The organism is Mesorhizobium sp. P160927, assembly GCF_057766385.1.
Map to the genome: position 1 here is coordinate 2,424,143 of NZ_JBYMDW010000001.1, position 24,530 is coordinate 2,448,672.

Annotated in this window: 16 protein-coding genes; 3 read left to right on the forward strand and 13 right to left on the reverse strand. The window is 62.5% G+C overall.

The annotated features are described in order from the left end of the window. Positions 1 to 49 precede the first annotated feature (49 nt). From AC3CB8_RS11705 to tagH, 7 genes are all read right to left on the reverse strand, one after another. Positions 50 to 2,467 carry a M23 family metallopeptidase gene (locus AC3CB8_RS11705; RefSeq protein WP_023783694.1) on the reverse strand — a complete coding sequence of 806 codons (2,418 nt, stop codon included), beginning with the start codon at positions 2,465 to 2,467 and terminating at the stop codon, positions 50 to 52. Then, a complete protein-coding gene (locus AC3CB8_RS11710) occupies positions 2,464 to 2,874 on the reverse strand; it encodes a DUF1036 domain-containing protein (protein WP_023772850.1) in 411 nt (136 codons plus the stop codon). The genes AC3CB8_RS11705 and AC3CB8_RS11710 overlap by 4 nt, the downstream gene beginning before the upstream one ends. A gap of 108 nt (positions 2,875 to 2,982) precedes the next feature. Further along, on the reverse strand, positions 2,983 to 5,556 hold the full coding sequence (locus AC3CB8_RS11715; protein ID WP_352565885.1) for a serine/threonine-protein kinase: 2,574 nt from the start codon (positions 5,554 to 5,556) through the stop codon (positions 2,983 to 2,985). Beyond that, a complete protein-coding gene (locus AC3CB8_RS11720; protein ID WP_023783692.1) occupies positions 5,556 to 6,335 on the reverse strand; it encodes a PP2C family protein-serine/threonine phosphatase in 780 nt (259 codons plus the stop codon). Before AC3CB8_RS11720 ends, AC3CB8_RS11715 begins: the two co-directional genes overlap by 1 nt. 159 nt (positions 6,336 to 6,494) lie before the next feature. Further along, on the reverse strand, positions 6,495 to 10,058 hold the full coding sequence (gene tssM, locus AC3CB8_RS11725) for a type VI secretion system membrane subunit TssM (protein ID WP_352565883.1): 3,564 nt from the start codon (positions 10,056 to 10,058) through the stop codon (positions 6,495 to 6,497). 22 nt (positions 10,059 to 10,080) lie between these two features. Beyond that, positions 10,081 to 11,565, reverse strand: coding sequence for a type VI secretion system protein TssL, long form (tssL, locus tag AC3CB8_RS11730; protein ID WP_023783690.1), 1,485 nt, complete (start codon positions 11,563 to 11,565; stop codon positions 10,081 to 10,083). A 294-nt stretch (positions 11,566 to 11,859) separates the two neighbouring features. After that, positions 11,860 to 12,909: a type VI secretion system-associated FHA domain protein TagH gene (gene tagH, locus AC3CB8_RS11735; RefSeq protein WP_023772856.1), complete on the reverse strand. Its 1,050-nt coding sequence runs from the start codon at positions 12,907 to 12,909 to the stop codon at positions 11,860 to 11,862. A 250-nt stretch (positions 12,910 to 13,159) separates the two neighbouring features. Here tagH and AC3CB8_RS11740 point away from each other — a divergent pair, with 250 nt between their 5' ends. The 3 genes from AC3CB8_RS11740 to AC3CB8_RS11750 are packed head-to-tail and all read left to right on the forward strand — an operon-like array spanning position 13,160 to position 16,260. Further along, positions 13,160 to 15,487 carry a type VI secretion system Vgr family protein gene (locus AC3CB8_RS11740; protein ID WP_352565880.1) on the forward strand — a complete coding sequence of 776 codons (2,328 nt, stop codon included), beginning with the start codon at positions 13,160 to 13,162 and terminating at the stop codon, positions 15,485 to 15,487. A 9-nt stretch (positions 15,488 to 15,496) separates the two neighbouring features. After that, positions 15,497 to 15,925: a DUF6484 domain-containing protein gene (locus AC3CB8_RS11745; RefSeq protein ID WP_023772858.1), complete on the forward strand. Its 429-nt coding sequence runs from the start codon at positions 15,497 to 15,499 to the stop codon at positions 15,923 to 15,925. Further along, positions 15,925 to 16,260, forward strand: coding sequence for a hypothetical protein (locus AC3CB8_RS11750; protein WP_023772859.1), 336 nt, complete (start codon positions 15,925 to 15,927; stop codon positions 16,258 to 16,260). Before AC3CB8_RS11745 ends, AC3CB8_RS11750 begins: the two co-directional genes overlap by 1 nt. A gap of 66 nt (positions 16,261 to 16,326) precedes the next feature. Here the strand turns inward: AC3CB8_RS11750 and AC3CB8_RS11755 are convergent, their stop codons facing one another. From AC3CB8_RS11755 to tssM (AC3CB8_RS11780), 6 genes are read right to left on the reverse strand one after another with little or no spacing between them, the layout of a single operon-like run. Next, positions 16,327 to 17,232, reverse strand: coding sequence for a hypothetical protein (locus tag AC3CB8_RS11755; RefSeq protein ID WP_023783688.1), 906 nt, complete (start codon positions 17,230 to 17,232; stop codon positions 16,327 to 16,329). Between the two features lie 53 nt (positions 17,233 to 17,285). Further along, positions 17,286 to 18,353 (reverse strand): PAAR-like domain-containing protein, encoded by a 1,068-nt coding sequence (locus AC3CB8_RS11760; RefSeq protein WP_023772861.1) that lies wholly within the window; start codon positions 18,351 to 18,353, stop codon positions 17,286 to 17,288. Continuing rightward, positions 18,350 to 19,375: a beta-ketoacyl synthase N-terminal-like domain-containing protein gene (locus AC3CB8_RS11765; protein WP_023772862.1), complete on the reverse strand. Its 1,026-nt coding sequence runs from the start codon at positions 19,373 to 19,375 to the stop codon at positions 18,350 to 18,352. The genes AC3CB8_RS11760 and AC3CB8_RS11765 overlap by 4 nt, the downstream gene beginning before the upstream one ends. Then, positions 19,372 to 20,469: a DUF2169 family type VI secretion system accessory protein gene (locus AC3CB8_RS11770; RefSeq protein WP_023783687.1), complete on the reverse strand. Its 1,098-nt coding sequence runs from the start codon at positions 20,467 to 20,469 to the stop codon at positions 19,372 to 19,374. The genes AC3CB8_RS11765 and AC3CB8_RS11770 overlap by 4 nt, the downstream gene beginning before the upstream one ends. After that, entirely contained in the window at positions 20,469 to 21,011 is a 543-nt protein-coding gene (tagF, locus tag AC3CB8_RS11775) for a type VI secretion system-associated protein TagF (RefSeq protein ID WP_023783686.1), read from the reverse strand. The genes AC3CB8_RS11770 and tagF overlap by 1 nt, the downstream gene beginning before the upstream one ends. After that, on the reverse strand, positions 20,993 to 24,529 hold the full coding sequence (gene tssM / locus AC3CB8_RS11780; protein WP_352565874.1) for a type VI secretion system membrane subunit TssM: 3,537 nt from the start codon (positions 24,527 to 24,529) through the stop codon (positions 20,993 to 20,995). Before tssM (AC3CB8_RS11780) ends, tagF begins: the two co-directional genes overlap by 19 nt. Between the last annotated feature and the right edge of the window lies 1 nt (position 24,530).

Consider the following 24,530-nt stretch of genomic DNA (forward strand, 5'->3'; position numbering starts at 1 on the left):
ATAGGCAACACCAAAAGTGGCTGACAGACTGATGTCGTGACGGGCAGGTTCAAAGCGTGGTCTGAATCGAGCTGATGAGGGCGGTGACGGCCTGCTTGTATTTCTGGAACTCCGCCGATGTCTGACGGATCTCCGTGGTCGGTGGTGGCGGGGTGGCGTCGGTGGCCACACGGCTCAGCTTCTGGCCCATCTTCCTTTCGGCCCAGTCCACCACATAACTGGCTGTCTTGCCGGTGAGAAACGGGTTGGCCTGGATGACGGCCGACCCCAGCACGGCGCTTAGTTGCGCCGAACCCGACGCCGACAGCACCTGATGCGCGCCTTCCATGCCCAGGAAATGGCAGAGATAGAGCCGGCCGGCAGTGATCTGGTGACCGCGCGCCCGCAGATAGGATTCGCCTTCGCGCGCCAGATTGCGCACCATCTCACGCGAGATCGTGGCGTCGTAGCGCAAAGCCAAGAGGTCGGCGGTCGACAGTGTGCGCGCAAGCTCCGGACGGTAGGTATTCATCATCCGGATCCAGGTCTTGGTTATGAACTGGCCAGCGCCGGTCGCTGAAGAATTCGGGTTCTTGGCGCGGGCGCTGCCGCCACTTTCGACATGAACGATACGCTCAGTCAGCGTTTCGACGGCAACATCGCCGGAATCGCCAGAATTGCCAGTATCATAGGTGGCGACCGTGGTGACCGTCCCCAGCGGATCGATCGCCTCGCCGTTCTGGTAGAGTTCGAAATGCAGGTGTGGGCCGGTCGAAAGCCCGGTGGTGCCGATATAACCAATGACGTCGCCGGCCCTCACCTTGGTGCCGACGCCGCTCGCGATGGAGAATTTTTGCATATGCGCGTAGCGCGTCTCGCGCCCGTTCGCATGCGAAATCTTCACCAGATTGCCATAGCTGCCGCCATCGCCTTGGAAGCTGATCTCGCCGTCGAAGGCCGCCATGATCGGCGTGCCGACAGGGGCTGCCCAGTCGACACCCTTGTGGATACGAACGACGCCGAGGATCGGGTGCTTGCGTGGGCCGAAGGTCGAGGTCATGACCCCGTTCACCGGCGTGACCATGCCGTTGGCGACAGTCAGCGAACGCACCTCGTCATTGCCGGTGACGCAGGCGAACTGGCCGTCGCTCTGCTGGAAGACGAAACAGTCGATGGTCTTCTCACCGCCCTGGACGCCAACATAAAGGACCCGCCCGGCCGTCTCGTCCTTGCCGCGCGGCGTCTGCGAGTAGATCAGCACCAGGCGCTGGTCCTCGCTGGCGAAAGCGTCGAGGTCCTGTCCTCGCGATAGGTACATGATCGCCTCGCCGATGACGCCGGTTGGAACCTTGTTGCGCGCAGCCGTCGAATAGATCGCGTCGAGCAGGCGGTATTGCCGCTTGGGCCCGCCTTGATCGGTGCCGGAATAGTTGAACAGGTCCTCGCGAACCCAGGGATCGACACCCGACACGAACGCGCCCGCGGCGTTGCGCGTCAGCGTGCCGACAAAGACGTTCTTGGCGTAGATCGACACCTGCATGAGCGACATCGTCGTCGTCTCGCGGTTCGGCCGGAATCCGCGCATGGCAATGACATAACCCGGTTCCAGACCGTCCCGGTTGAAGAGCGTCTTCAGCGCTTCACCGGCCAGCTTGGCGTCGTCGGCGGAGAAATGCGCGTCGACGGCGACGCTGTCCAGGCTGCGGTCGTTGAGGATCTTCACGAATGTGTCTTCGGTCGCCTCGAAGCGCTGGTACTCGCTGGTCTCGGTCGTGACGGTCGTATTGTTCTCTATCTGGGTCTTCTTGAAGGCGGGCAGCGCTGCCTCGCCCTGATCGATGGTCTCTCCCCATCCTGCCTCCGGGTCGTCGGCATCCGGCTTGGGCATCGAGCCGGCCGGGGCTTCGCTCGCATCGGGTGCCGCCAGGTCATTATCCAGGTCGCCCTGCTGGTCGTCCGGTGCCGCCGCCGGGGCAGGCGGAGCGGTCTGGTCAGTGGGTGCGGCGGCCGCCGGAGATGTCGGAGCGGTGCGCCGCTGTGCCTGAAAGAACGCGAAGTCCTCCTGCGTCGACGGGATCGTCGTCATGAACTTTTCGCTGGCACTCAGCATCACGTCGGAGAGGATCTCGATCTGCGGCGAGGCGCCGGAACTGTCGAGCTCGGCCGGGCGCACTACTGCATGGCCCTTGCTTGCCGTGTCGGCATCGGGCGCAAGCGTGATCCACATCGGGTCTCCCGCCAGATCGATAATGGCCGGCACATAGACGGATGCATCGGCCGGCACGTCGTCCGCGCCTTCGACCGCGTGCAACTCCTCGTCTTCGTCGCCGAACGACCAATAGTCCGCCGTGAGGTAGAAACCGGCGGCGATCGAAAGCAGGACAATTACAGCGAAACCGGCAATGAGCCTGCGCCAAAGCGTGCGCCTGCGCAGCGCGGCGCGCGCCTGCTTTTTCTCTCTGAAGCTGGTGTCGATACTGTGCGTCACGGATTGCTTCCGGTCAGAAAGAAGGTCCACCGCACCTGTTCAAGCGTATCGACTTCGAGAAATTGCGCCGCGATATGGCCGCGCTGCCAGCATTCGTCGATGCCGCGGATCGAAAAACGCCGCCGCTCGATGCACATCTCGGTCGACCCGGTGAGGATCGCATGCCCAAAGACGTCCGTCGCGTAGATGTAGATGTAGCGGTTTGTCAGTTCCTCGCGGATGACGTTCACGCATTGATTTGCGCCAATAGTCCACCAGCCGTCGGTCTGGTCGGCATTGTCGACCTTCTGGCCGACGGTGAGATTGACGACATCGAGTGTCTGGTTGCAGACCGTGAATTCGGCGTGTGCTTCGCTGGACGCCAGCACGGCCAGCAATGCCGCTCCCGCTATGACGGCAAGCTTCATCCGGCCTGTCAGGGCGAGCAGGGCTCGAGCTGGATCGCGCTGCCTTACGGGCAAGCCGGCAGACGAGTGAGGCAAACGCGCGTGGCGGAGTTCCATCGGGCGCTCATGCTATCCGCCGAGCCGAAAGTACTTGGCAGTGGCTGAAAATTGCGATCCGTCGGTTTCGATCTCTTCGAGAATTTTGGGCAGCAGCACCGCAGCCGGCGTCGGCGTCGAGAACGCTGCCGCCTGGATATCCTGTGGCCCCGTGATCACCATGATGATCTGCGGCACGGCCTTCCCGGCGACCTTGTCGGCGGCGCCGAGGCCAATCGGGATGCTGAAGGTAGCCTTGTCGGATTGTGCGACGATGCGGTCGTCGAGATTGAACACCATGCCCTTGTGATCGATCAGCAGCACGCTGGAAATCAGCCCCCCGTGCGTCACTAGCGTGCCGCTGATCGGCGTACCATCGGGCACCGATGTCCGGTCGAGAACAAGCTGCGGCTTGTCGGCCGCGGTCTGCCCCAGAAAGCGCAGAAAGTTAGTGACTTCGCATTGGCTCGGCTCGATGAGGCGGACGCTGATGTCCGGCTCGACATGGAATTTAGCCTGGAAATCACCCAGCATCCGTTCGAATGGCTGGACCGCCGGACCAAAACCTTCGATCGCGGCGGCCTTGTCGGTTGGCGACGTCATGTTGGCGTAGAAACAGTCGCCGCCGCCGAAGTCGCGAACCCAGGAGACACGTTGCGCGATGTCGTCGACGACCGGGGGTATCGCCGGTTTGGGCACGTTCAAGGCGACGACGGCCTGGTCCGGCTTTTTGGCCGGCGGTGACGAGGCGTTTTGGCCTTCGGCGTTCGCGGCATCCGCCTGGCTCGCAGAGGGCGTTGGTACGACCGCCTTGGGCACCGCCGGCTGGTTGATCCGCGGCTCGGGCTTTACGGCCTCCACAGTCTTCGGCTGGGTCGGCGGCGGCGTTGAGACCTTCTCGGCTGGCGGGGTCGGAGCTGTCGCCTCAGGTGCCGGAGCCAACGTTTGATTGTTGCTGGCCATCGTATCCGGCTGGGTTGCCGGCGCTGTCTTTTCCGAAGGCTGCGCGTCCGTTGCGGAAGGCTTCAGGGGGGCCTGGGTTTGCGAGGGAGCAATGGGCTTCGCTGGCTCGGGCGCTCGTACCGGCTTTGCATCTGCCTGGCTTTCAGCCGGCGGCGCGCTCCCCTCTGTTTGCGGTTGCGCTTCCATTGCCGGCGGCTTCGGGGGTTCCGAGGCCGGCGAGGGGGCTTCGGCGGGCTTGGCCGGCCGCGGCTTTTGAGCTGCCTCTGCTGCTGGTTGATTTTCGGCCGGCGCTACGTTGGCTTCCGGCTGCTCTGGCGGAACCGGCCTTGCCGGCTGCAGGTCGTTCGCGACTTTGTCCGCCGCGATAGGCTTTGACGTTTCCGCTGCAGGATTTGGTGGTTCGGGTGAAGGCGATGTCTTGCCGGCGGACGGCGTCGCCGGCGTCATGAAGCCGCTCAGATAAAGGCCCGCACCTGAGGCGACAGTCAACGCCGCCAAGACAGCGATCGCGATGGTTCGGGCCTTCATGGATTTTCCAGGTAGATCCGCCGCGACGCGCGCACGCGACGGCTGGGCGACCGGCGAAGGCTGCGGTTCGGACAAATGCGCGGGCCGGACATGCGGGACGAAGCGTTGCTCGCCCGGGCCCGTTGCCACAGGCGCGCTCTGTCCGGCGACATTGAATGGCTGGGGCTGTGCCCGGGGATCAGGAACAAGGGTATGTCCCGCCGCTGGCAAAGCCGGCCGGTCGCGAGGTATCCTGGATGGCGGCGGCGTTGTTGCTTCGTCTTCGTCGCGCGTCATCCTGGCGATATCAGCCATGCTGACCGGCCGGTCTTGCGGATCCGGCTGCAGCATGGCTTCGACAGTGTCGCGAAAATCGTCGTCGATGTCTGAGAGATCAGGAACGGTGCGGCGCTTTTCGATGATCTCGTACTGCGATCCGCTCATGTCGATCGGCTTTCCGCGCAGAGCGGCAGCCAGCACCAGCCCAAGGCTGTAGATGTCGGACTGTTCACTGACGTCGCCGCTGTACAGCCCCAGCTGTTCGGGCGAAACATAGTTGTATTTTCCGGCGAACTTTCCGCCGATCAGCGTCTCCCCGCCTACGGTCGCAGATCGCGCTATACCGAAATCGATGATCTTTGCGCGGTCGACCCGGCCCCCCGGAAGGATAATATTGTCGGGCGAGAGGTCGCGATGGATTGCTCCCGCTTGATGCACGGCGCTCAGGCCGGATGCGAGGCGATGGCAGAGCTTGCGCACCTCTTCCGTCGGCATCGGCCCACGCCGCATGATGTCGTACAGCGACTCGCCGTCAACGAATTCCATGGCAAGGTAGGGACGGCCGATTCCGGGATCGATGGTGAAGACGTGGTATCGCACCACCGCGTCATGCGACAAATGGTTGAGGATCGAGGCCTCCTTGCGGAACAAGGACAAGATCGTCTGGTCACGGGCAAACTCGGGCAGGACGATCTTGATCGCGACATGGTCGCCGGTCTGGATGTTGTGGCCGCGATAGACCTCGCCCATGCCGCCGAATGCGATCCGCTCGTCAAGTTCGTAGATGCCGCTGAGCTGTGTACCGACGGCGGTGTTGGCCACCTGCGGCGATATTCGCGTCTTGTCATCGGCGCTCATCAGCCTCGGCCCTCCGCTCTGGACAGATCAGGGTGGATCGATTGTCCATTGCGCCCGTTTCCGATCTTTACCAGCACAATGGTGACATTGTCCGTTCCGCCTCGCGCCAGAACCGTTTCCAGCAGGTTTTCTCCGGCCGCCTGAGGTGTTGCCGACACCACAGCGGCCTCGATCTCGGCGTCGGTGACATGTGCCGTCAGCCCATCGGTGGCCAGCACGAAAATGTCTCCCGGCTTCAGTTCGCCCTGCTGGAAATCGATGACGAAGTCGTCACTGACGCCGACCGCATGCGTGATGACATTGCGGCGTGGCCAGGTGAGCGCCTCGGCCGCGCTGATCATGCCTCGATCCAAGAGTTCCTGCACTTCGGTGTGGTCCTTCGAAATCTGTGAGATCGCGGCGTTGCGGATCAGATAAACCCGGCTGTCGCCCGCCCACAGGCAGGCAAACCGTCCGTCCATCGCCAGCAGGGCGGCGACCGTCGAGCCGATGGTTATGCCGCGCGATTCCGATATGCTGCGGATTTCGGCATTTGCCCGGCTCAGCCTGTCCTCGAAACGCGCCCGAAGGTCCGGAGCCGAGCTTGCGATGCCGATCGTGGCTAGATGGTCGACAATGCTGGCTGAGGCGACCTCTCCGGCCTCATGCCCTCCCATTCCGTCGGCCACCACCCAAAGGCCGGTACGTGGCTCAAGCAGATAGCTGTCCTCATTGTGCTCGCGCACACAGCCTTTGTGGCTCACGCCGAAACTCTCAAAGGGAAGGGCGACATCGCTCAACTTGCCACCAAGCGCTTCTTAGGCGTCCTCTGCGGCGCGCTCCCAGGCACTCGCTCGCGCCACTTTGCCACAGGCTCGGCCATTAGAGTATCGAAATTAAGGTCTGGGCGCCCGCGGCTCATACAGGGTGTCACCGCGCTGAAGAGTTCGAAGCCCATCTCAAAATGCCTTCGGACAGCTGAATCCGGAAAGTGCGGCAAGCAAGAAGGGGTTGGGGCCGGAACCAGTCTGGATCGTATAGGCGACGTCCCGCCCGCCGATTACGAAGCGTGCTTCGACATTGCTGTCGTTGCCGGTGACGGTTGCCTTGTCCAGCAGCCGCTTCAGCGCCCACGGCCCCTCGAACTTGATGGCGGATTCGCGGCCCGGCATTTCCGGCGTCAGGCTCAAGCTGGCGGACCCTGAGGCCGTGCCGCTCGGCCAGGTCACGGTGCTTGGGGCGTTGCCTGCTTGGCTGCTCTGGACGGTCTGACCATCGACGTCGAGCACTGCCGCATCGGCATCGCCATGCAGTGAGAACGGCGTGAAGGTGATGCTGATCGCGGGCGCCGAACCGCCCTGGGGAAAGAACGCGCTGCGGATTTCGGCCGCCTGCTGGAAGCTTTTCAGCGTCGATTTCGACAGGTCGCGGCCGAAGCGCGCATCCTGCTTCCAGCTCCAGTCCTGACTGCTCATGTCGATCAGCGATGCGAGATTTTGCGCGAAGAACCGGTCCATCAGCCCGCCCGGAGCGAACAATTTCGCGAAATCCGCCATCGCCATGTCCTCGGCGCCATTACCGGAGAACGGATAGCGGCCGTTGACGACGGCCTCGCACGGAGCCGTGACCGTCTGGTCGAGCATCTGGTTCAAATTGGCCACCGACGTCTCGGCGACGTTGCCTTCGAACTCGTCCGCCGTCGCATTGACCATTCTGGCGAGTGGTTTGGGCAGTCGCGAGGAATTGGCACGAAGGGTGGCGATCTGCAGCTGCAGATTGGCGTTGACGCGTTCCGTCTGCGAAGGCACGTCGGCAGCCAGTTGCAGGCTCTGGTAGATGTCGCGGAAATTCTGGGTCAAGGCATCGATCGGGCGGCGTCCGGCAGGGCCGCTCACCAGGGCCTGGAACGACCTGAACTGCGCTTCGATGTTGGCCCCGGGGCTCTGGTTTTGCGCTGCTGCCGATCCCGTGCCGGCACGGCTTTGCGATTTTCCGGTGGTGATTTGTATGCCGATGCGAGCCAGACCCTTGGCCATCCTTGCTGCGTCTGGAGACTGGCCCTGAACCGTGCCTCCTTCAACCCCGGTGCTCGTGTCTTGTCCGGAAGCAGCGTCGCGCGTCAGCACTGTTTCGTCGGCGATCGCCGTAAACAGCTGTTCGATCGGCGAGGTGGGCGAGGCGACGGCGGAAAGCACGACATAGTGCGGCTTGTCCTTCAGCATCGCTTTGAATTTCAACCCGTCGAGAACGCTGTTCCACGCTAGTGCGAACTCCTTGCCGTAACGATCGAGAAGTTCGGGGCCGAGCTTGAGCAACTCCTGATCGATGCCGCCTTGCTCACCGCCGCCGCCAAGCACCCATTGGTCGTCGACGAGCATCTGCGCAATGTGTGAGAGCTGTCCGAGATAAAAATGGTTGAAGCCGTTCCAGCTATAGAGGCCGGGAACACGCAGGCCCGACAGATCGCCGCCATCGACACGCTCGAACAGCAGCCGCGCTTCCGGGCCGCCTTTGACGGAAACGGAAAAATCATCCAGCGCTGCCGAATAAACCGCGGACTTGATCAATGCCGAGGCGCGGTCGGTAAGGCTCATGCGCCCGAGCGAGCGCTGAGCGGCTTCGATGAGCGGCTGGTTGAGTTCGAAAACCGGATCATAGGCGTCGTCCAGAGCAAGCATGGCCCGCAAATGCTTTTCGAGCTGCTCGCGTCCTTCTCGGTTGTTTTCGCCTGGATAGCGGTTTTGTTCCCAATCCTGCTTCATCCACGAAACGATCAACGCGTCGTCGACCTTCGGTGCCTTGCCGCCAAGCATCAGATAGATTTTCAACGGCTCGTAGAGCGCGGCGGGATCGGCCATCTTGGCTTGGATCGTCCGCTCGGCCTGGATCAGCAGGCGTGATCGCAACATGCGTTCCAGGGCCTGCCGGTAGGCTGTCTTCGATGCCGAAAGCAGTCGCTCCCGCTGGCTGAGGCCGAGTGTCTCCTCGATCGGTGTCGGCGCGTCGCCAGTTTCGAACCCGGCCGGAAGATCGCGCAGCTGATCGAGCGGGCCAATGACGTTTTCGAGATCGACATCGGTCACCTCCGTGCTTTTGAGCAGTGTGTCCGCCGTCGTACGATACTGGCCCATGGCCTGCGTGGTGGAGGCGATCAGCGACCGGTTGGCGGTGAAGCTCAGGGCGAGCGTTCCGAGAGCCGCCGCAGCGATCAACGCGATGACGCCAAGTCCGGCAAACCGGGCGATCGCCACACGCCTTACCGCCAATTTGTCGTACGAAACCCATCCGGATTCGGCAAAAATGACGCCCGTCAGCAGATCATGCAAAAAGAAGCTTTTGCCGCTTCCCGACAGATGGGCGCGGGAATTGCTGCCGAAGCTCCGGCCGATCGCACCCAACACCTGATCGATGGGCGTTCCCTCTTGGGTGCCTGACGAGAAATAGAGCCCACGCAGGCTGGCATTCACCTGGCTGCGGGTCGGATCGAACAGGCTGTCGATAAAACTCGCAATTCGGCCCTTCAGCGCGCCAAACTGCGCCGGAAAGCCAAAGACCGATATGCGCGCGACTGGATCAGCCTCTTCCTGAAGGCGGTCGGGCATCTCATCGACCAAGCGTTTTGCCAGCGCATCGAATTCGGCCGGGGTCTCGGCGGCCATGTTCTTGGTGCGATCGGCGGTCTGGAATGTCGCGCCCCAGACCTTGCGCCGGCGTGGCTCGTCGAAACCGCCGAAATAGTCCATGAACCCGACAACAAGATCAGCCTTGGTGAAAAGCAGATACACCGGAAACTGGATTTTCAGCGTCTCATGGATTTCCCGCAGACGGCTCCGTATCTCGACGACGTGGGCGTCAAGCTGCTGGTCGTCGAGGCCAATGAGATCGGCAAGGCTGATCGCCAAGATGACGCCGTTTATCGGTTGGCGTGTGCGGTATTTCTTCAGCAGCGACAGGAAGGCGAGCCAGCTCTTGCTGTCGCTCTTGGCATTGGAATCCTGCGTCGTGTAGCGTCCGGCGGTGTCGATCAGCACGGCCCGGTCGGTAAACCACCAGTCGCAGGCGCGTGTTCCGCCAACGCCAGCGACCGGCTGGGCGTCACCCGAACCGGCCAGCGGAAAATTCAGGCCCGAATTGACCAGTGCCGTTGTCTTGCCTGCGCCGGGCGGACCGATGATGATGTACCAAGGGACTTCATGGAGGAAGTTGCGCTTGCCGCTCGACCGTTTGAGCGCGGTGATCGCCTCGTTCATCCGCGTCTCGAGCAACCGCGAATCGTCATCCCAGTCGTCGTTGCGGGCAACGGCCGTCTCCAGCGCCTTTTGCGCCTTGCGCATCCGCCAGAAACGCAATCCATAGAAGAGCGCCAGGGCCGCCACGATCACGCCGATGATTGTCGCGCGCAGCCACGCAGGCCCGAGAGGACGGCTGTCGGCGAAGCGGACCAAAGGTCCGGCAAACCACACTGCCGCCGAAAAACCGGCCAGCGCGATCATGCTGAATATCCGCGGCAGCCAACGCGTCATCGGCGCTTCCAACCGACCTGGCTCACAATGTTTCCTCCTTGGCGATCATCACATCGACACGGCGGTTCCTGGCGCGGCCTTCCGGCGTCGCATTGTCGGCGATCGGCTCGTCCTCGCCCTTGCCGTCGACGGTCAGTCGCGAGGGATCGCGGAATTTCGGAGCCATCATCGTTGCGACGGCCTTCGCCCTTGCGACGGACAGGTCGAAGTTGGACTTGAACGGGCTCGATTTTCGCGGCTTCACGTTGTCCGTATGGCCGACGATCCTGATCGGTCCGCGCTCGGGTTCCAGGGCGGCTGCGATATCAGCGGCTATGGGCTGGAACTCTGGTTTCGCATCGGCCCGGCCGGACTGGAACAGCACGAGATTGTTGATTTCAAGGACGATGAAGTTGCCCTTCGTGCCGACGGTCAGCCCGCCGTCTTCGACGTCCTTGGCCAGTGCCGAGCGGATGCGGTCGATCTGCGTGGTTGTGGCGGCGGGAGGGGTGACCTTCACCGATTTCGCCAACGGCGCCACGCTGGCGCGCTCGATGGCGATCGGAGTCGATGGGTTGAGCGCCAGCAACTCGCCAGCGGTGGCATCGCCTTCATTGGTGATGAAGACCCGTAACGTGAAGAACGCCGCCGTCAGCAGTGCCGACGCCGCTGCCGCGACGGCCCAGAGCGGCAGGCGTGTCGAAGACTGCGTCATAGTCGCCGCCAAGCCCTGCCAGCGGGGCGAAATGTCCTCGTCGGCGCGAGGTTTGAAATAGCGAAGCGTTTCGTAGACGTCGCGCCGAACGCGTTCGAGATTGGTGTCTTCGCGCGTCAGGCCTCGATATTGGCCCTCATACCCCAGCGACAGGCAAACATACATCAATTCGAGCAGATCGTAGTGCGCCTCCGGGCTGGCCAGGATCTTGTTCAGCACTTCGAAAAAGCCCGTGCCGTTGGGCTCGACGTGGAAGAACTGCGACAACATGCTGTGCTGCACCCAGGCGTCTTTGGTTGGCCAGGGCAAGTTACCGATGAGATCGTCGGCTGTTTCGCAGAGGACAAATTTCGCAATCCGCGCATCCTCTTCGGCAACACCTGCTCTCTCCAGTGCCCTGTCAAACGTGTCGATTGCCTCAGTGACATGTTCGGCCAGCGGCCTCGCCTGTCTCTCGACAGGGACAAGCCTGAACTGGCCGAACAGCATCAGCAACGGTGCGGCCGCGGCAAGGATCGGGTTTGCCGCGGAATATCGGACACTGTCGGTGACATTGAGCAGAACCTCCTGCCGCACAGCCGACGTCGGCGCCGCCGCGGGAGTTCCCTGATAAAGCACGGTCCCGGATGTCCAACCCGGCGGTGTATGCCGGCCGACGCCGGGATCGAACACGGTCGATTCCTTGATCGGCGAGGGTTGTCCACCATCCGTGACGGGCTCCTCGGAGACGGGCGCCGGCTTTCGCTCACGCCGTGGCGTGGCGCGAATGACGGTCTTGCCCGCCGGGCCGAAAGGATCGTCCTTCGAGCTCATCGTCGGTCGTCCGTCCGCGCGTGGCGCCCGCGATCTCGCCGGACAGGCGCAGAGCGGTTCGCGGTCAGGTAAAGCAGGGGCAGGCCCTGCCGGTCAGGGCAGTGTCTTGAAGACGGTCGGCTACTCGTTACTATCCCGCCGTAAGATGACATTTGCCCCAGACCCCCAGGTCGATCAGCCTTACCCGCTTGGCCAATTGTCGTATGCGATCGTAATCCCGGAAACTCTTGATTGGAACTGGATACCGCGCGCCGAAGAGGTATCTTCGTCGGCTGCAACGCTTCCCCGAAGCGCCTATTTCTGCTTGTCGGCCTTGGCATAGGCTTCGCTGAAATAGGCCAGGAATATATCCAGCATGCCGTTCTCGTGGGCTTCCTCCATGGTTCGCCAGGTCGCGACAAAAGCATCCCAGGCCTGGCTCTTTTTCGACGAGAACGACGTCGGCGCAAGCTTTCTTCCGATCGCTTCGGGAGACAGGTCGTCAAGCAGCCGCGACAGCGCCGCCTGCATGGCGGCATAGGTGGCGAATTCGTGCGTCTTGAGATCGCGGAAGGCATCTTCGATGCTGCGCCTGGCGTCGAGATAGCCGGCACGGCGCCGTGCGAACATGATTTCGAGGATATCGTCGGTTCCCGGAACGAATTTCAGCGGGTTGTTGTCGGCGGCGCTGATCATCGTTCGCTGCGTGCTCTTGGCCAGCATTTTCGCCGCCGCGCGCGCTTTCAGCAGCAAGGTCAGTTCCTCGACCACCGTGCGCAGCACCGCGCCGATTTCGGCGGCAACTTCATGCGGATCGCGCGATTGAAGCAATTCCGGTGAAATGCCGGCTCCGATCGCGATCTCCCGCAGCACTTCGTCCTTGGTCGAGGGGAGAGGCGCGGGTTGCGACGAGAACGCCGGAGCAGGAACCCGCTGCCCGGACTGTCGCTCCACCGGAGCGAAGAACGGCTCGGCGGCGAGCGGCCGGCCTGTCGCGGCCGGCATTTCTCGCTGAGTCGCGCCGCGACTGGGGTGACCTGTCGCGGCGCGCTCCTCGTCGATCGACACGAAGATGACATAACGGCCGATCAGCATCCGGTCGCCATGGCCCAGTTGATGCGGGCCGGTCATGCGTTGGTTTGATCCGTTGATGTAGGTTCCATTGCGCGAGACATCGTGGAGCCAGAACGCGCCTGCCTCGTATCGAACCTCGCAATGTCGGCCCGAGATGAACTTGTCGGGATCCGGCAAGGTCCAGTCACAAGCCTCGCGTCCGATTTCGAAGCTGCGATCCCGCGCCGCGTAGCCGGTCGAAATGCCAGCTGGCAGCGCGTCGACATTATTGACTTGCAGACTAATGTACATCCAGGATCGCCATCGAACGACTGATCGACACTCCAACATCCTAGCAGCTTGCGCGCAAAACAGGACAGCGGCGTTTCGAGCCGATGCATCGACGGGGCAAGCTCCAATCACTGTCGCCCTCTTGGGTCGGCGGGACAACATGTGGTACGCTCAAAATGGCCTGGTGCGGCGGGTCCGAAAAGTTTCCGGAGAGATACCGGGACCTTCAAATCCACCGTGCCGGCGGCCGCGTCCAGGAGGGGCACGACCCATGCCGAACGAACGTGCCACCGTTGTCCAGACACCGGTTGGCTCTGAACTGTTGACCTTCACCCATCTTGTCGGACGCGATGAGATCAGCCGCTGTTTTGCTTACACGGTCGGGTTCGTGAGCACGGATCACGATATCGATCCGCTGAAGATGCTGGGCGGTATGGTTTCGGTCGAAGGTGAATCCGATCCGAAGCGTTGGTTCAGCGGCCTGGTGTCGGAATTTCGCCTGACCCGCATCGAGGACCGGTTGGCCTACTACGAAACGGTCGTCAGGCCGTGGCTCTGGTTTCTGGGAAATGCGACCGATTGCCGGATATTTCAGAACATGACCGCTGTCGAGATCGTCGAAAAGATCTTCTCGAAATACGGCACGGCGAAGTTCGAGAAGCGGCTGCAAGGGTCGTACCCCTCGCGCGAATACTGCGTGCAGTACGACGAGAGCGATCTGGATTTCGTGCAGCGCCTGCTCGAGCACGAAGGCATCTTCTATTTCTTCGAGCATGACGAGGGCAAGCACACGCTCGTGCTGTGCGACGCGATGAGCAAGCTGAAGCCGGCGCCGGGCTACGAGAAGATACCTTACAATTTCGAGGGACATGCCTCTCGGCGCGATGTCGAATACATCACCGAATGGATTCCGGGCAGTTCGGTGCGGCCGGGGGCCTATGCCCATACCGACTATGATTTCCAGAAGCCCGGCGCCGATCTGATGGCGAAGTCCGCTGAGCCGTTCAGCCACAAGGAAGCCTCCGGCGAGAATTATCGCCAGCCCGGCGCCCATCTCGATGTGGGGCGCGGCGACACCCTGGCCGGTATCCGGCGCGAGGAACTCCAGGCCGTGCACCAGCGCATCACGGCGGTCGGCACCGTTCGCGGCCTCCATTCTGGCTGTACTTTCAAGCTGGAAAGCTTTCCGCGCGACGACCAGAACCAGGAGTATCTGGTGGTCAGCGCCGAATACAGGCTGTTCGATCCCGGCTACAGAACCCAGAACGAAGCCCACAGCGAGAATTTCAAACTCGTGCTGGGTGTTGCGCCGACTGCCTTGCCCTATCGCCCTCCGCGGATCACGCCGCGGCCGATCATGCGCGGGCCGCAGACGGCGACGGTGGTCGGCCCTTCCGGCGAGGAGATATTCACCGACAAATATGCCCGGGTGAAGGTGCAGTTCCACTGGGACCGCCTGGGCAAGAAGAACGAAAACAGTTCCTGCTTCGTCCGTGTCTCGCAGACCTGGGCCGGCAGCGGCTGGGGCTTCATCCAGATACCGCGCATCGGCCAGGAGGTGATCGTCGACTTCCTCGAAGGCGACCCTGATCTGCCGATAATCACCGGCAGGGTCTACAACGCCTCGCAGATGCCGCCCTACGGCTTGCCCGGCAACGCAACGCAATCGGGCTGGAAGTCGGACTCCTCCAAAGGCGGCGGCGGCTACAATGAGCTGATGTTCGAGGACAAGGCCGGCTCCGAGCTGGTCAACTTCCAGGCGCAGAAGGATCACAACCTTCTGATCAAGCACGACCGCACCAAGCTGGTCCAGCACGACCAGTCCGACCGCATCGACCACGACGCCAAGCACTCCGTCGGCCACAACCTCGATGAGGACGTCGGCAACAACAAGACGGTCAAGGTCGGCGTCGACCAGACCACGAATATCGGCAACAACGACACCGAGACAGTGGGCAAGAACCGGTCGCTGACGGTGGGGTCGAACGAGACGATAGGCATCGGTTCGAACTCGACGGAGACGATCGGCTCCAACCACTCGCAGACCGTGGGGATTGTCCAGACGGTGACTGTTGGCGCTGCCCGCATCGATACGGTCGGGGCGTCCGAGACACGAAGCGTTGGCGGGCCGCAAACGAACACCATTGGCGCGACGCGGTCGGTGACCGTAGGCGCAGCGCAGAGCCATGACATCGGTGCGTCCGATAGTTGGAATATAGGTGCGGCGCAGAGTGTGAATGTCGGCGCAGACCAGAGTTTTGCGATTGCCGGGAGCCAGGTTTCTCAGATCGGCAAGGATCGCAACACCAAGATCGCGAGCAACGAAGTCACCGAAATTGGCGCGGCCCATGAGCTCAAGGTCGCAAAAGGCAGCATGGTCCGGGTCGGCGAGGACGCGACCATAAATGTAGGCAAGACGTTTGTGCTCGAGGCCGGCGATTCCATTGCCCTGAAATGCGGTTCCGCGACGATCACGATGAAGAAAGACGGCACGATCACCATCGAGGGTAAAGACATTTCCGTCAAAGGCTCAGGCAAGATCAATATGAAGGCCTCGAGCGACATCACCATGAAGGGCTCGGAAATCAAGCAGAATTGAAGGCAGGCGATGACACGAGTTGTAGAGCGAATCGAAGGCGTTGTGATCGGCATATTCCTGGGTTTCGGGGAGGACGCGCCACTGGTCGTATTTCCTGGAAATCCGCAGGAAACAGCGATCCCGGCGCGTAGCCTGACCGAGCTGACATCGGCCATGATCGGCGCCGAGGTGGCGCTGCTTTTCCAAGAGGGCGATCCGAACCGACCACTCATCGTCGGCCGGATTGTCGAGCCGTCGCGCAAGTCTGCCGGCGCCGCCCAGGTGATACGCGACGGAGAGCGCGTAACCATAACGGGTGACGAGCGCGTGGAGCTTCGCTGTGGCAAGGCGACGATCATCATGGAGAAGGACGGCCGCATCACCATTCGCGGCACCTATGTGACGAGCCATGCCAGCGCCACGAACCGTATCCGGGGCGGGTCGGTGAACCTAAACTGATGCCGAAGGTCGTTCTGCGTGAGATTGTGCGACAGCATGCGGAAATGGCGGCATTTCTCTGGACCGTCTACGACCACCATTTGCTGCACCCTGACGAAAATCCCGATATGGACGAGGAGCGGCTCGCGCGCCTCGTCGAAAGGCTGGACGCTCATCTCGATGGCCTTCGGGTCGCTGGCCGGGTGGGGCAGGAGATTGCCGAACTGCTCTATGCCGAATATCCGGAGGCAGGTGAAATGTTCGTGCTCCGCATGCTGGTGAAGGGCGCGCCGGAGCGGATCGCCGAACTCGACCTCGCCAAGGTGCGGGCGTATCTATCGGAGAACGGGCATTAGCAATAATCGGCTCACCGTCCGGCAATTTGCGGGTATCGGACTGATTCTGCGCTCAACCCGGCCGGGTCACGTCAGCCGAAGGCCTTCGTCATAGACTAGAGTAAGCGTTTTCCACTTACGGCCGTCGAAGCGCCAGGCTGTGTCGATGCCGGCTACATAGAGGAATTCGCCATCGGTGCGCAGGTCCGACGCGATACCGGTGTCCTCGAATGGTTCAAGCGCGCCTCCCACCTCGATGTTGAGGCCAGCTTCGTCGCCCCAGTAGGCCTTGCCCTTGAAATTGCGCACGGCGAGATAGGTCATGTCGGCTGCAGCCTCGATCTGGGTCACTTCCTCATCCGCGATGCGCAGGCAGACACCGTGGTCGCCCGCGACCCTAATCTTGCCGTCCGGCGCAATGTCGATGCCGCGAAACCGATCGTGCCGATGCACATCCAGCTGGCGCCAGCCTGTGCCCACCAGCTGGTGAATGGTGCCCAACTCGCCACAGGCGTAGATGCCATGTTTGGGGTGCCCATGAACATCGAGATACTCGTTGGATCCAAGCGGGGTGAAGGGCTGCCACAGCGAGCCGGCTAGCCGGTAAGCCACGCCGTCCGTGCCAACGGCAATCGGTCCGCCGGAATCTTCGGCCCAGACTTGCCTGAGGCTCTTCTCGCTGACCTTGTCACGCGTCCAGTTGGCATCGGCATTGCGCCAGATCCAGGTGGTGGCTTCCAGCGCGAACAGCTCGCCTGAAGGCGAAGCCGAAAGCGACATCAGCCATTCGGAGGTCACCAGGAAACCCCGTGCCGTCTTGGGGTTGAAGTCATCGACGATGAAGATCACCGAGACCGTCGTGACATAGTCGGCATCGCTGAGCAGGAACAGAATGGCCGCCTTGCCTCCACCCAGGGGCGCGATCTGAAGGCATTCGATGTCCGTATCGCTGTCGGTGGCAAATCCCTCGAGGTCTTCCTTGTCCATTTTCATCCGCTTCATGCTCCTGAGATGTGGCTGCGGTTCCCCGAGACCCGGCCGGTCGGCTAACAGGACACTTTCGAGGGAGCGACGTCCGCCGCCGTCACGACCACGGACTCTCCCCCGGCCGCTTTCTTCAAGCGTTTTTTCGCAACCTGCACGAGGCGAGCCTGATCCTTCGCCTTCGGACAATTCCCATGGCAGGCCTTCTTGTCTTTGACCTCCTGCTCGGACTTGTTCATGCTCTTCTTCATGTATTCCATGTTGGCGGTCTTCAGGCACTCCGTGGCGGCGGCCTGCACGGCTGGCGGAATTTTTGGGTCATCCAGGTTCTTGACCGTGCTGTTCACACAGGTGTCTGTAAAATCACCGAGCTTGCCGGCCGAATTGTTGCTCAGCCAGTTGCGGGCATCCGCCGACTTGAAGTTGTGCGGGGTTTTGCGTTTCTTGCCGAGTATCTTTTTGGTCGGCACGCCGGCTGCCTTGGCCTTTGCACCTTCGCCGGCCAGCCATTTCGCCTTCATGCAGATGCAGGGCGCTTCCTTGTCGTCATAGGCCTTGCAGCAATCCAGCGTCAGGTCGCGAACGCCTTCGGCGGTGAAGAACTGGACCTCGACTGTGTGCTCCTTCTCGTAGCCGTCCGGGCATTCCAGCTCCTTGTAAGGCTTGATTTCGAGGTCGGAGCATTTGAACGTCGCCACCGTGGCCGTGGCGACCTTGGGCATTGGCGGTCCGCCGGCGGTAGGGGAGGCATGATCGTTCGACGAAATGTCGCTGAAACGGCTGATCGGCTCACCATCCATTTTGACGTTGCCCGACCAAGCATGGGCGTATTCCTTGCCCGTGTTCACGGAGGTGATGATGTTCTTCTTGGGCGCACAGCCGGCCTCGTTGCCGGTGCATTTGGTGTAATAGGATTTGTCCTTCTGAGTGACCGTCTTGCCGCCGATCTTGACAGTGCCGGTGCCGCTGTCGGTGTCGCTGTCCATCCCAAAGGTCGGATAGGGAACCGGAACGCCGGGTGGGGTTGCTGGCGTTTGCGGCGGCGTGAAGCAGACGTAGGGAAAAGCCGCAATAACCTGGTTCGCTTGCGCTTTGCACGCAACCTCGAGCCCATTGGCATACACCGTCATGCCGTTCTCCCGTAAGCGAACACCGCGGCGCCGCAGGCACCGGCATCGGACGACGCCTCGATGAGAACCGGATTGCCGGCGGCATATCCTTTGCCGGCCGCAGTCCACGCCATGCCGACCATTGTCGGAACAGCTGCGGCCCCGATGTTGCCCAGCGACTCCGCCGGTGACCACAGGGCCTGGAACTCGTGGCGCCCACGCAAGAGGCGGATCGAGGCCAGCGCGGTCTGCTTGAACCAATACTGCTCGCCGATCAGGTCGGCGATGCGATAGCCGAGCCGGTTCATCTCGATCCCGGTCTCATGGAATGCCGCATCGTAGGCGGCTGTCATACCATCGGCGCGCAACGGCAAATCCTGTCCGTTGTAGATCGAAGCCGCCTCGCGCGAAAGACCGAGCCCGAAGAGCCTGAAACCACCATTGCGCGGGCGGGTGCACAGAACTGCCGCTGCAGCTTCGCCTGGAATGAAGCCGTTCGAATTGTCTGCCGTCAGCAGGCGGCCCTTGCTGAGATAGTGGGAAATCGTTGGTGCCGTTAGATAGCTGTCGACACCCGCGATCATGACATAGGGAGCTTCGCCCGATGCAATCAGTCTGCGCGCCTGATTGAACGCGACGTGTCCGGACGGACGGCCAAAAGCCACGATGCGAGAGCGCAGATGCGGTTCTATTTCAACGATCTCGCTGATCCGGCGCAGCAGTGCAAGATTGTCCCGCACCGGCCGGCCGGGCCGATCTTCTTCCGCAAGGCAAAGGATCAGCGCCGTCTGCCCTCGCGCTTGCGGGTGATTGTCGTAAGCCTCCGCTATGGCCCCGGCCGCCAGGTGGGCCATTCGTTTCTCGCCGATCCAGTTGCGTGGCAGCGGCACGGGTGCACCCGTAAGCCATCCCGCGGGTGAGCCCGTGAAACGCGTTTCCTGGAAGCCATCGAGCCGGGCGCGCATCGCCGCGCAGGCGGAGGGTGCGTCGAGGCCAACGGCCGTCACCATGCCAACCGAAACGATCTCGATCGGGGAGGTCACGCGTCTTCCTCTTCCGGCGCGGTGCCGTTGGCACGGATATAGGTACGACCTGTCGCGCGCGCCCTCAGCATGGCCGGCGTTGGCGGCCCGACCCAACCTTCCGTGAAGTCGAGGATGGTTCGCTCGATCCTCTGCGACACGCGCCAGACTAGTGAGAACCGTCGGTTCTCGGGGTCGAACAGGATTGTATCCGGATGGATTTCGCCCTCGAATGACTTGGCACGGCCTTTGAACAGGGTGATAGACAGCGCGGTTTTCGGCAGCCGAAAACTCTCTCGGCCTTGCGGCGTCAAGTTCACCAGTTGCACTTCCTCGCCACCTCTCGGCAGATCGATCTGCTGGTCGGACGGCGCCATCTGGAAATAGCGCTCGTCGAAGTCCGGCGGCAGGAACGGAAAGATGTTCTTGGTCCAGTTGTCGTCGTAGGTGCCGCCATATTCGATGCGGCCCGGCCAGCCGCGGCCCATCGGCCCGAAACTCATCGGCTTGTAGTCGCCGAATGGCGAGCGGATCTCTTCACCGACAGCTTGCGTGTTCGGTAGCCGCAGGCCGGGGATGAGGCGCTGGTTCTTGGTCCGGGACCAGCCGGTTCCAACCGGGTTGTATTTGTAGCTGGCGGGGAGCTTGTCCTCCGGATCCAGCCTGTCGACACCACCCCAGGCGACGTCATAGGAGATGGGCAATTTCAGGAAGGGCTGTGGCGATGTGGCGGTAAAAACCGGGCCGATGGAGCGCCATTCGCGGTGGCCGACGACCTCGAACAGTTTCGACCAATTGCCGACCTTGATGCCGACCGGCACGCGCTCGGCCGGGCGCCCGCCCGGCGCGTAGGCGCAACCATTGGCGATCACGTCGCAGCGCTGTTTGCGGAAGGCGAAGTCGGTCTCCCACAGCGTGGCCGAGTAGCCAGGCACGCCGGTTTGTGTGTCGGCCATCACCAGCGGCGCCTGCTCCGCCGATTTTTGCACCAGTCCGCCCGGCGTGGCGGGGAAATCGAACGTGCCTTTGACGACCACGACGATCCACTCATGCCCGGCCTTGTCCATGCCCATGGTGAATTGGTGTGCATAGCCCGTCTGGTTCCAGATTTGCATCAGCTGGTCTCCCAACTGGCAGCGAGGATCTGCTCCAGAGTCATTTGCGGCGACTGCGGATCGATGTCGAAAATGTCCGAACGGGCCGTCCAAATCACCATGCCGCTGATGACCTCTTCACCCGGCTCGACAGGCGGCGCCGGCAGTCCGGCCAGCGCGACATCCAGCTCGTCGGGCGTCAGCTCGCCGTTTTGAGCTGCGATGGCCGCTTCTTCGATCTGGGAAAACCACGCCTCGGCGTCAGCGAGCTGAATTGGAGCTTCGACCAGCTGCGCGACGACGCTCAAAGGGAATTTCCTGCCGACCCTGTCGGCGCTTTTCACAATGATGCCCGCCGATGAGCCGAAGGAGGCCGGGCCAGCCAGAAAGCGCAGCGCGGTTGTGCTTGGCCAAATTTCCGAGCCAAACAGCGGGACGAGATGCTGCGCCAGCCAGCGGTCCCAGACGCGAACAAAGTCGCCCGACAGCCGCCGCGTCACGAAATCGCCGGTGGCGGGCATTTTGCCGTAGAAGCCGGGCAAGGTCATATCTGCGGCGGACATGAGAATTTCTTGAACATCTGCAAATTGTAGGGGTTCTCGACGCTGGCGGCCTTGAGTTCGAAATCGGCCCACATTCCCTTCGTGCCTAGGCGCAGGCTGTAGACATCGGAGAGCGACGTGCCGGCGAAACGGCCGTTGCGCAGCATTCTCAGCCACGCCCAGCTGCCGGTCTCGTTGAGCATTATTTCGGGCGAACCGTCGATCGGCTGGAAGGCGAGCGAAATGACCCCGGTGCCGTCCTTGCCCGGCCACGTCATCGGTTGCGGCCGCGTCGCGTTGTTGAAATAGACGAGGCTCTGGCCATCGAGATTGAGCGTCACGCGCGTGACGTTGGGCGACAGGTCCTTCGGTTCGAGCGTGAAGCTCATCACCGGTCCGGTGCCACCAGGAAAGAGATCGTCGCGGATATGCCTGGCCTGCTCGAACGCCGCCAGCGCCGAAGGATCGAGGCCGAAATCGGCGCGCCATTTCCACGGCTGGCTGGTGGTGTCGACATAGTTGATCAGGTGGTCGTTGATGAAACCGTCGATCAGTCCGGCCGGTCCGAACAAACGGGCGAAATCACGCACATTGACGTCCACCGCGCTGTCGGGGCTGAACGGATAGCGGTCGTTCAGCGCCGCCTGGCAGAAAGGCAATATGTCCGCCCGCCAGATGGCGTTGAGTTCCGAAGTGACCGCCTTTTGCGTCAAATTGCTGGTATCCCCGGCAATGCCGCCGAGCCAGGCGTTGATCGGGTCGGGCAGGATCTGTGCTTGCCTGGCGACCGCACCCGTCAGCTCGGCAAGGCCGCCCTGCTTCTTGATGGCATCCTGCGGATTGGGGTTGGCGGTGACCGTCTGCAGCACATTCGACAGCGCGGTCAGCGCGACAACGGCGGCATCCAGCGCCGGTGGCTGGCCGTCGACCTCGGCAATGGTGCTCTTCAGCGGTTTGAAATGTTCGGCCACCAGATTGCCGGTCAGGTCCACCTCGCCGGCTGACCCGGCCCGGGGCAGCAGTTTCGCACCTGATGTCGCCAGCTTGCCGAGCTTGCCAAGCTTGCCGAGCAGTTTCGAGGCGCCCTTGGCCGCAGCCTTGTTGTCGGCGGGGGCGTCGTCGGAGCGCGTCAGTTCGGTCTCCTGGACGACCGCGGTCAGCAGCCGCTTCAGCGCTGAATCGGCGCTCGAGAGATCCTTCAGATTTTCACTGGCGACATTGAGGTCGGTCAATGGCGCGAGCCGCATGTCGCGCAGGAAGCTGTCCCATTGCGCGATGTAGTCGTCATAGTAGAGCTTCAGGATATCCTCGGACAGCGCCGAGACCGAGGTCTCGGAATTCTCCGAGCAGCCGCCGGCGAAAACCGCACGATCGAGCGCCGCCTGGGCGGCGACATCGTCGATTCGGTCGAGAATGGCGTCGTGGAAGCCGGCATAGGTGAAGGCTCCGGCAATCCCGACGCGAAGCGTTTTGTCGGAACGCCGCGCAAACACCTTGCCCCCATTGGGGCCGGCGAAATTGGCCGGGATCCACTCCTTGAGCCCGGACACAGCCGGATCGGCCAGCAACTGCTTGTAGGCACGCGCCGGCAACGAGATCGTGCACACCGTTTTCAGCGCTTCGGCGACCAGCGCCTGGTCGGGTGCGACATAGCTTTCGTCGACCGCCATGCGGCGGATGGCGGCAAGCTGATGCTCTTCGGCATCGGCGGTTGGAAATGGTGCCGCGGCCGCGAATTCCGGCAGGCTGTTCACCCACCAATTCTCAGCGAAATCGGGGTCCATCTGCGATAGCCCCGTCATCATGCGGTAGGTCTTCAACGCGCCGAGCATGAAATCCGGATCGCGGATCTGCCGCCACATGGTCGCCTCGAGCAGCGCGACCATGCGTGGCTCGAGCACGTTGCGCAGGGCGTGGTCGTAAGTGTCGGTCTGAGCCCGCACCAGTTCCGCCGAGGCCGATGGCCCCAGCAGATCCTGGGGTGCGCCCGGCGGTGCCGTCCGGGCGCTTGCGACCGCGTCCATCGCTTCGAGCGCTCCGTCGATGGCGGGCTGCTGCACCGATGCCGGGCTTGCTGCAGTTGCGGTCAGCGGCGTTTGCAGTGCCTCGAACTGGCTTGCCTGGGCCGTGATCGCGTTGCGGTTGTCGAAATAGGACCAGGTGAACAGCCCTCCGGCCAGCAAGGCCGCCGCGGCACATGCGGCCGCCGCCCCGCGCCACATCCAGGCGCGACGGCGTTGCGCCAGCGGGTCGAACGTGCCGAGGCCGGCTTCCCTGAATATGACGTCGGTGAGCAGGTTCTTCAGGAAGAAGCTGCGTTTCTCGACCCTCGGCGCGGGGAGGGCCCGCCGTGGCGGCAGGCCGAAGGACGATGACAGCGCCGCGGTCAGCCGATCGATGGGCGCGCCTTCCTGCGTTGCCGATGTGAAATAGAGGCCGCGCAGCCAGGCGGCCTCTTCATACCGGCTTTCGCCGAACATCGTCTCGACCAGCACCTGGATCGGTTCGGACAGGCTGGAGAGCTGAGCGGGAAACCGGAAGATCTCGGCGCGGGCGGCCAGCTTGTCTTCGTCTTCCAGGCGCGGCACCAGCCGCCGCTCGAGTTCCGTCGCCAGCGTTGAAATTTCGCGTTCGATGGTCTTGGCATCGATACGCGCATCCAGCGCGAAGGTCGTTCCCCAGACCTGTTCGCGCGAGGCGGTGGACAGGCCGCCGAAGAAAGCCTCGAAACCCCTGATCAGGTCGGCCTTGGTCAGCATCAAATAGACCGGAAGGCGGATTTCGAGCCGGTCGTTGAGTTCGGCCAGCCGGCGGCGGATCTTGCGGCCGTGTGCCTTGATGGCTTCGTCGCCCTCCGAAAGTACGTCGATCGAAAGCGCGACGATCACGCCGTTGAGCGCGCGGCGGCCGCGATGCTTCTTCAGAAGGTCGAGGAAGCCCAGCCATTCCGCCGCGTCGACATCGGGCTGGCTCTCCTGCTGGACATAGCGGCCGGCGGTGTCGATCAGAACCGCGTTCTCGGAAAAGAACCAGTCGCAGTTGCGCGTGCCGCCGACCCCTTGCAGATCGTCGGTGAGGTCGATCGGAAAATTCAGTCCGGACTGCCGCAAGGCCGTGGTCTTGCCGGTGGCCGGCGGCCCGACGATCACGTACCACGGCATCTCGCGCAGGAACTTGCGTCCGCCGAGCTTGCGCCGCTTCAGTTCGGCCATCACCTCGGCGAATTTGGCACCCACGGCGGCGACGTTCTCTTCGCCGGGGCTGAGCGCCTTTTCCGCCACGGGTGCTGCGATCTCGGCGACGAACATGCGGTTGGCGCGGATCGCCCGGCGCTGGGCGACGATCAGCCAGACCAGCCAGAAGATGACCAGCAGCGCGATGATGACGATGCGCACATTTTCGGAAGCGAAGGGTTCGTATGGACCGACCCTGACGATCGGACCGAACACCCAGATGACCAGGGAAAGCAGCGTGATGCCGATCAGCGTCCACAGCCAGCGCGACGTCAGGACCGCCCAGAGGAAGCGCAGGATGAACATC

What these genes read in the sequence shown, in the direction of transcription:
- AC3CB8_RS11710 (WP_023772850.1), bottom strand. Translation starts at nt 2,874, where the DNA reads ATGAAGCTTGCCGTCATAGCGGGAGCGGCATTGCTGGCCGTGCTGGCG.
- AC3CB8_RS11715 (WP_352565885.1), bottom strand. Translation starts at nt 5,556, where the DNA reads ATGAGCGCCGATGACAAGACGCGAATATCGCCGCAGGTGGCCAACACC.
- tssM (WP_352565883.1), bottom strand. Translation starts at nt 10,058, where the DNA reads ATGACGCGTTGGCTGCCGCGGATATTCAGCATGATCGCGCTGGCCGGT.
- tssL (WP_023783690.1), bottom strand. Translation starts at nt 11,565, where the DNA reads ATGAGCTCGAAGGACGATCCTTTCGGCCCGGCGGGCAAGACCGTCATT.
- tagH (WP_023772856.1), bottom strand. Translation starts at nt 12,909, where the DNA reads ATGTACATTAGTCTGCAAGTCAATAATGTCGACGCGCTGCCAGCTGGC.
- AC3CB8_RS11740 (WP_352565880.1), top strand. Translation starts at nt 13,160, where the DNA reads ATGCCGAACGAACGTGCCACCGTTGTCCAGACACCGGTTGGCTCTGAA.
- AC3CB8_RS11745 (WP_023772858.1), top strand. Translation starts at nt 15,497, where the DNA reads ATGACACGAGTTGTAGAGCGAATCGAAGGCGTTGTGATCGGCATATTC.
- AC3CB8_RS11750 (WP_023772859.1), top strand. Translation starts at nt 15,925, where the DNA reads ATGCCGAAGGTCGTTCTGCGTGAGATTGTGCGACAGCATGCGGAAATG.
- AC3CB8_RS11755 (WP_023783688.1), bottom strand. Translation starts at nt 17,232, where the DNA reads ATGAAAATGGACAAGGAAGACCTCGAGGGATTTGCCACCGACAGCGAT.
- AC3CB8_RS11760 (WP_023772861.1), bottom strand. Translation starts at nt 18,353, where the DNA reads ATGACGGTGTATGCCAATGGGCTCGAGGTTGCGTGCAAAGCGCAAGCG.
- AC3CB8_RS11770 (WP_023783687.1), bottom strand. Translation starts at nt 20,469, where the DNA reads ATGCAAATCTGGAACCAGACGGGCTATGCACACCAATTCACCATGGGC.
- tagF (WP_023783686.1), bottom strand. Translation starts at nt 21,011, where the DNA reads ATGTCCGCCGCAGATATGACCTTGCCCGGCTTCTACGGCAAAATGCCC.
- tssM (WP_352565874.1), bottom strand. Translation starts at nt 24,529, where the DNA reads ATGTTCATCCTGCGCTTCCTCTGGGCGGTCCTGACGTCGCGCTGGCTG.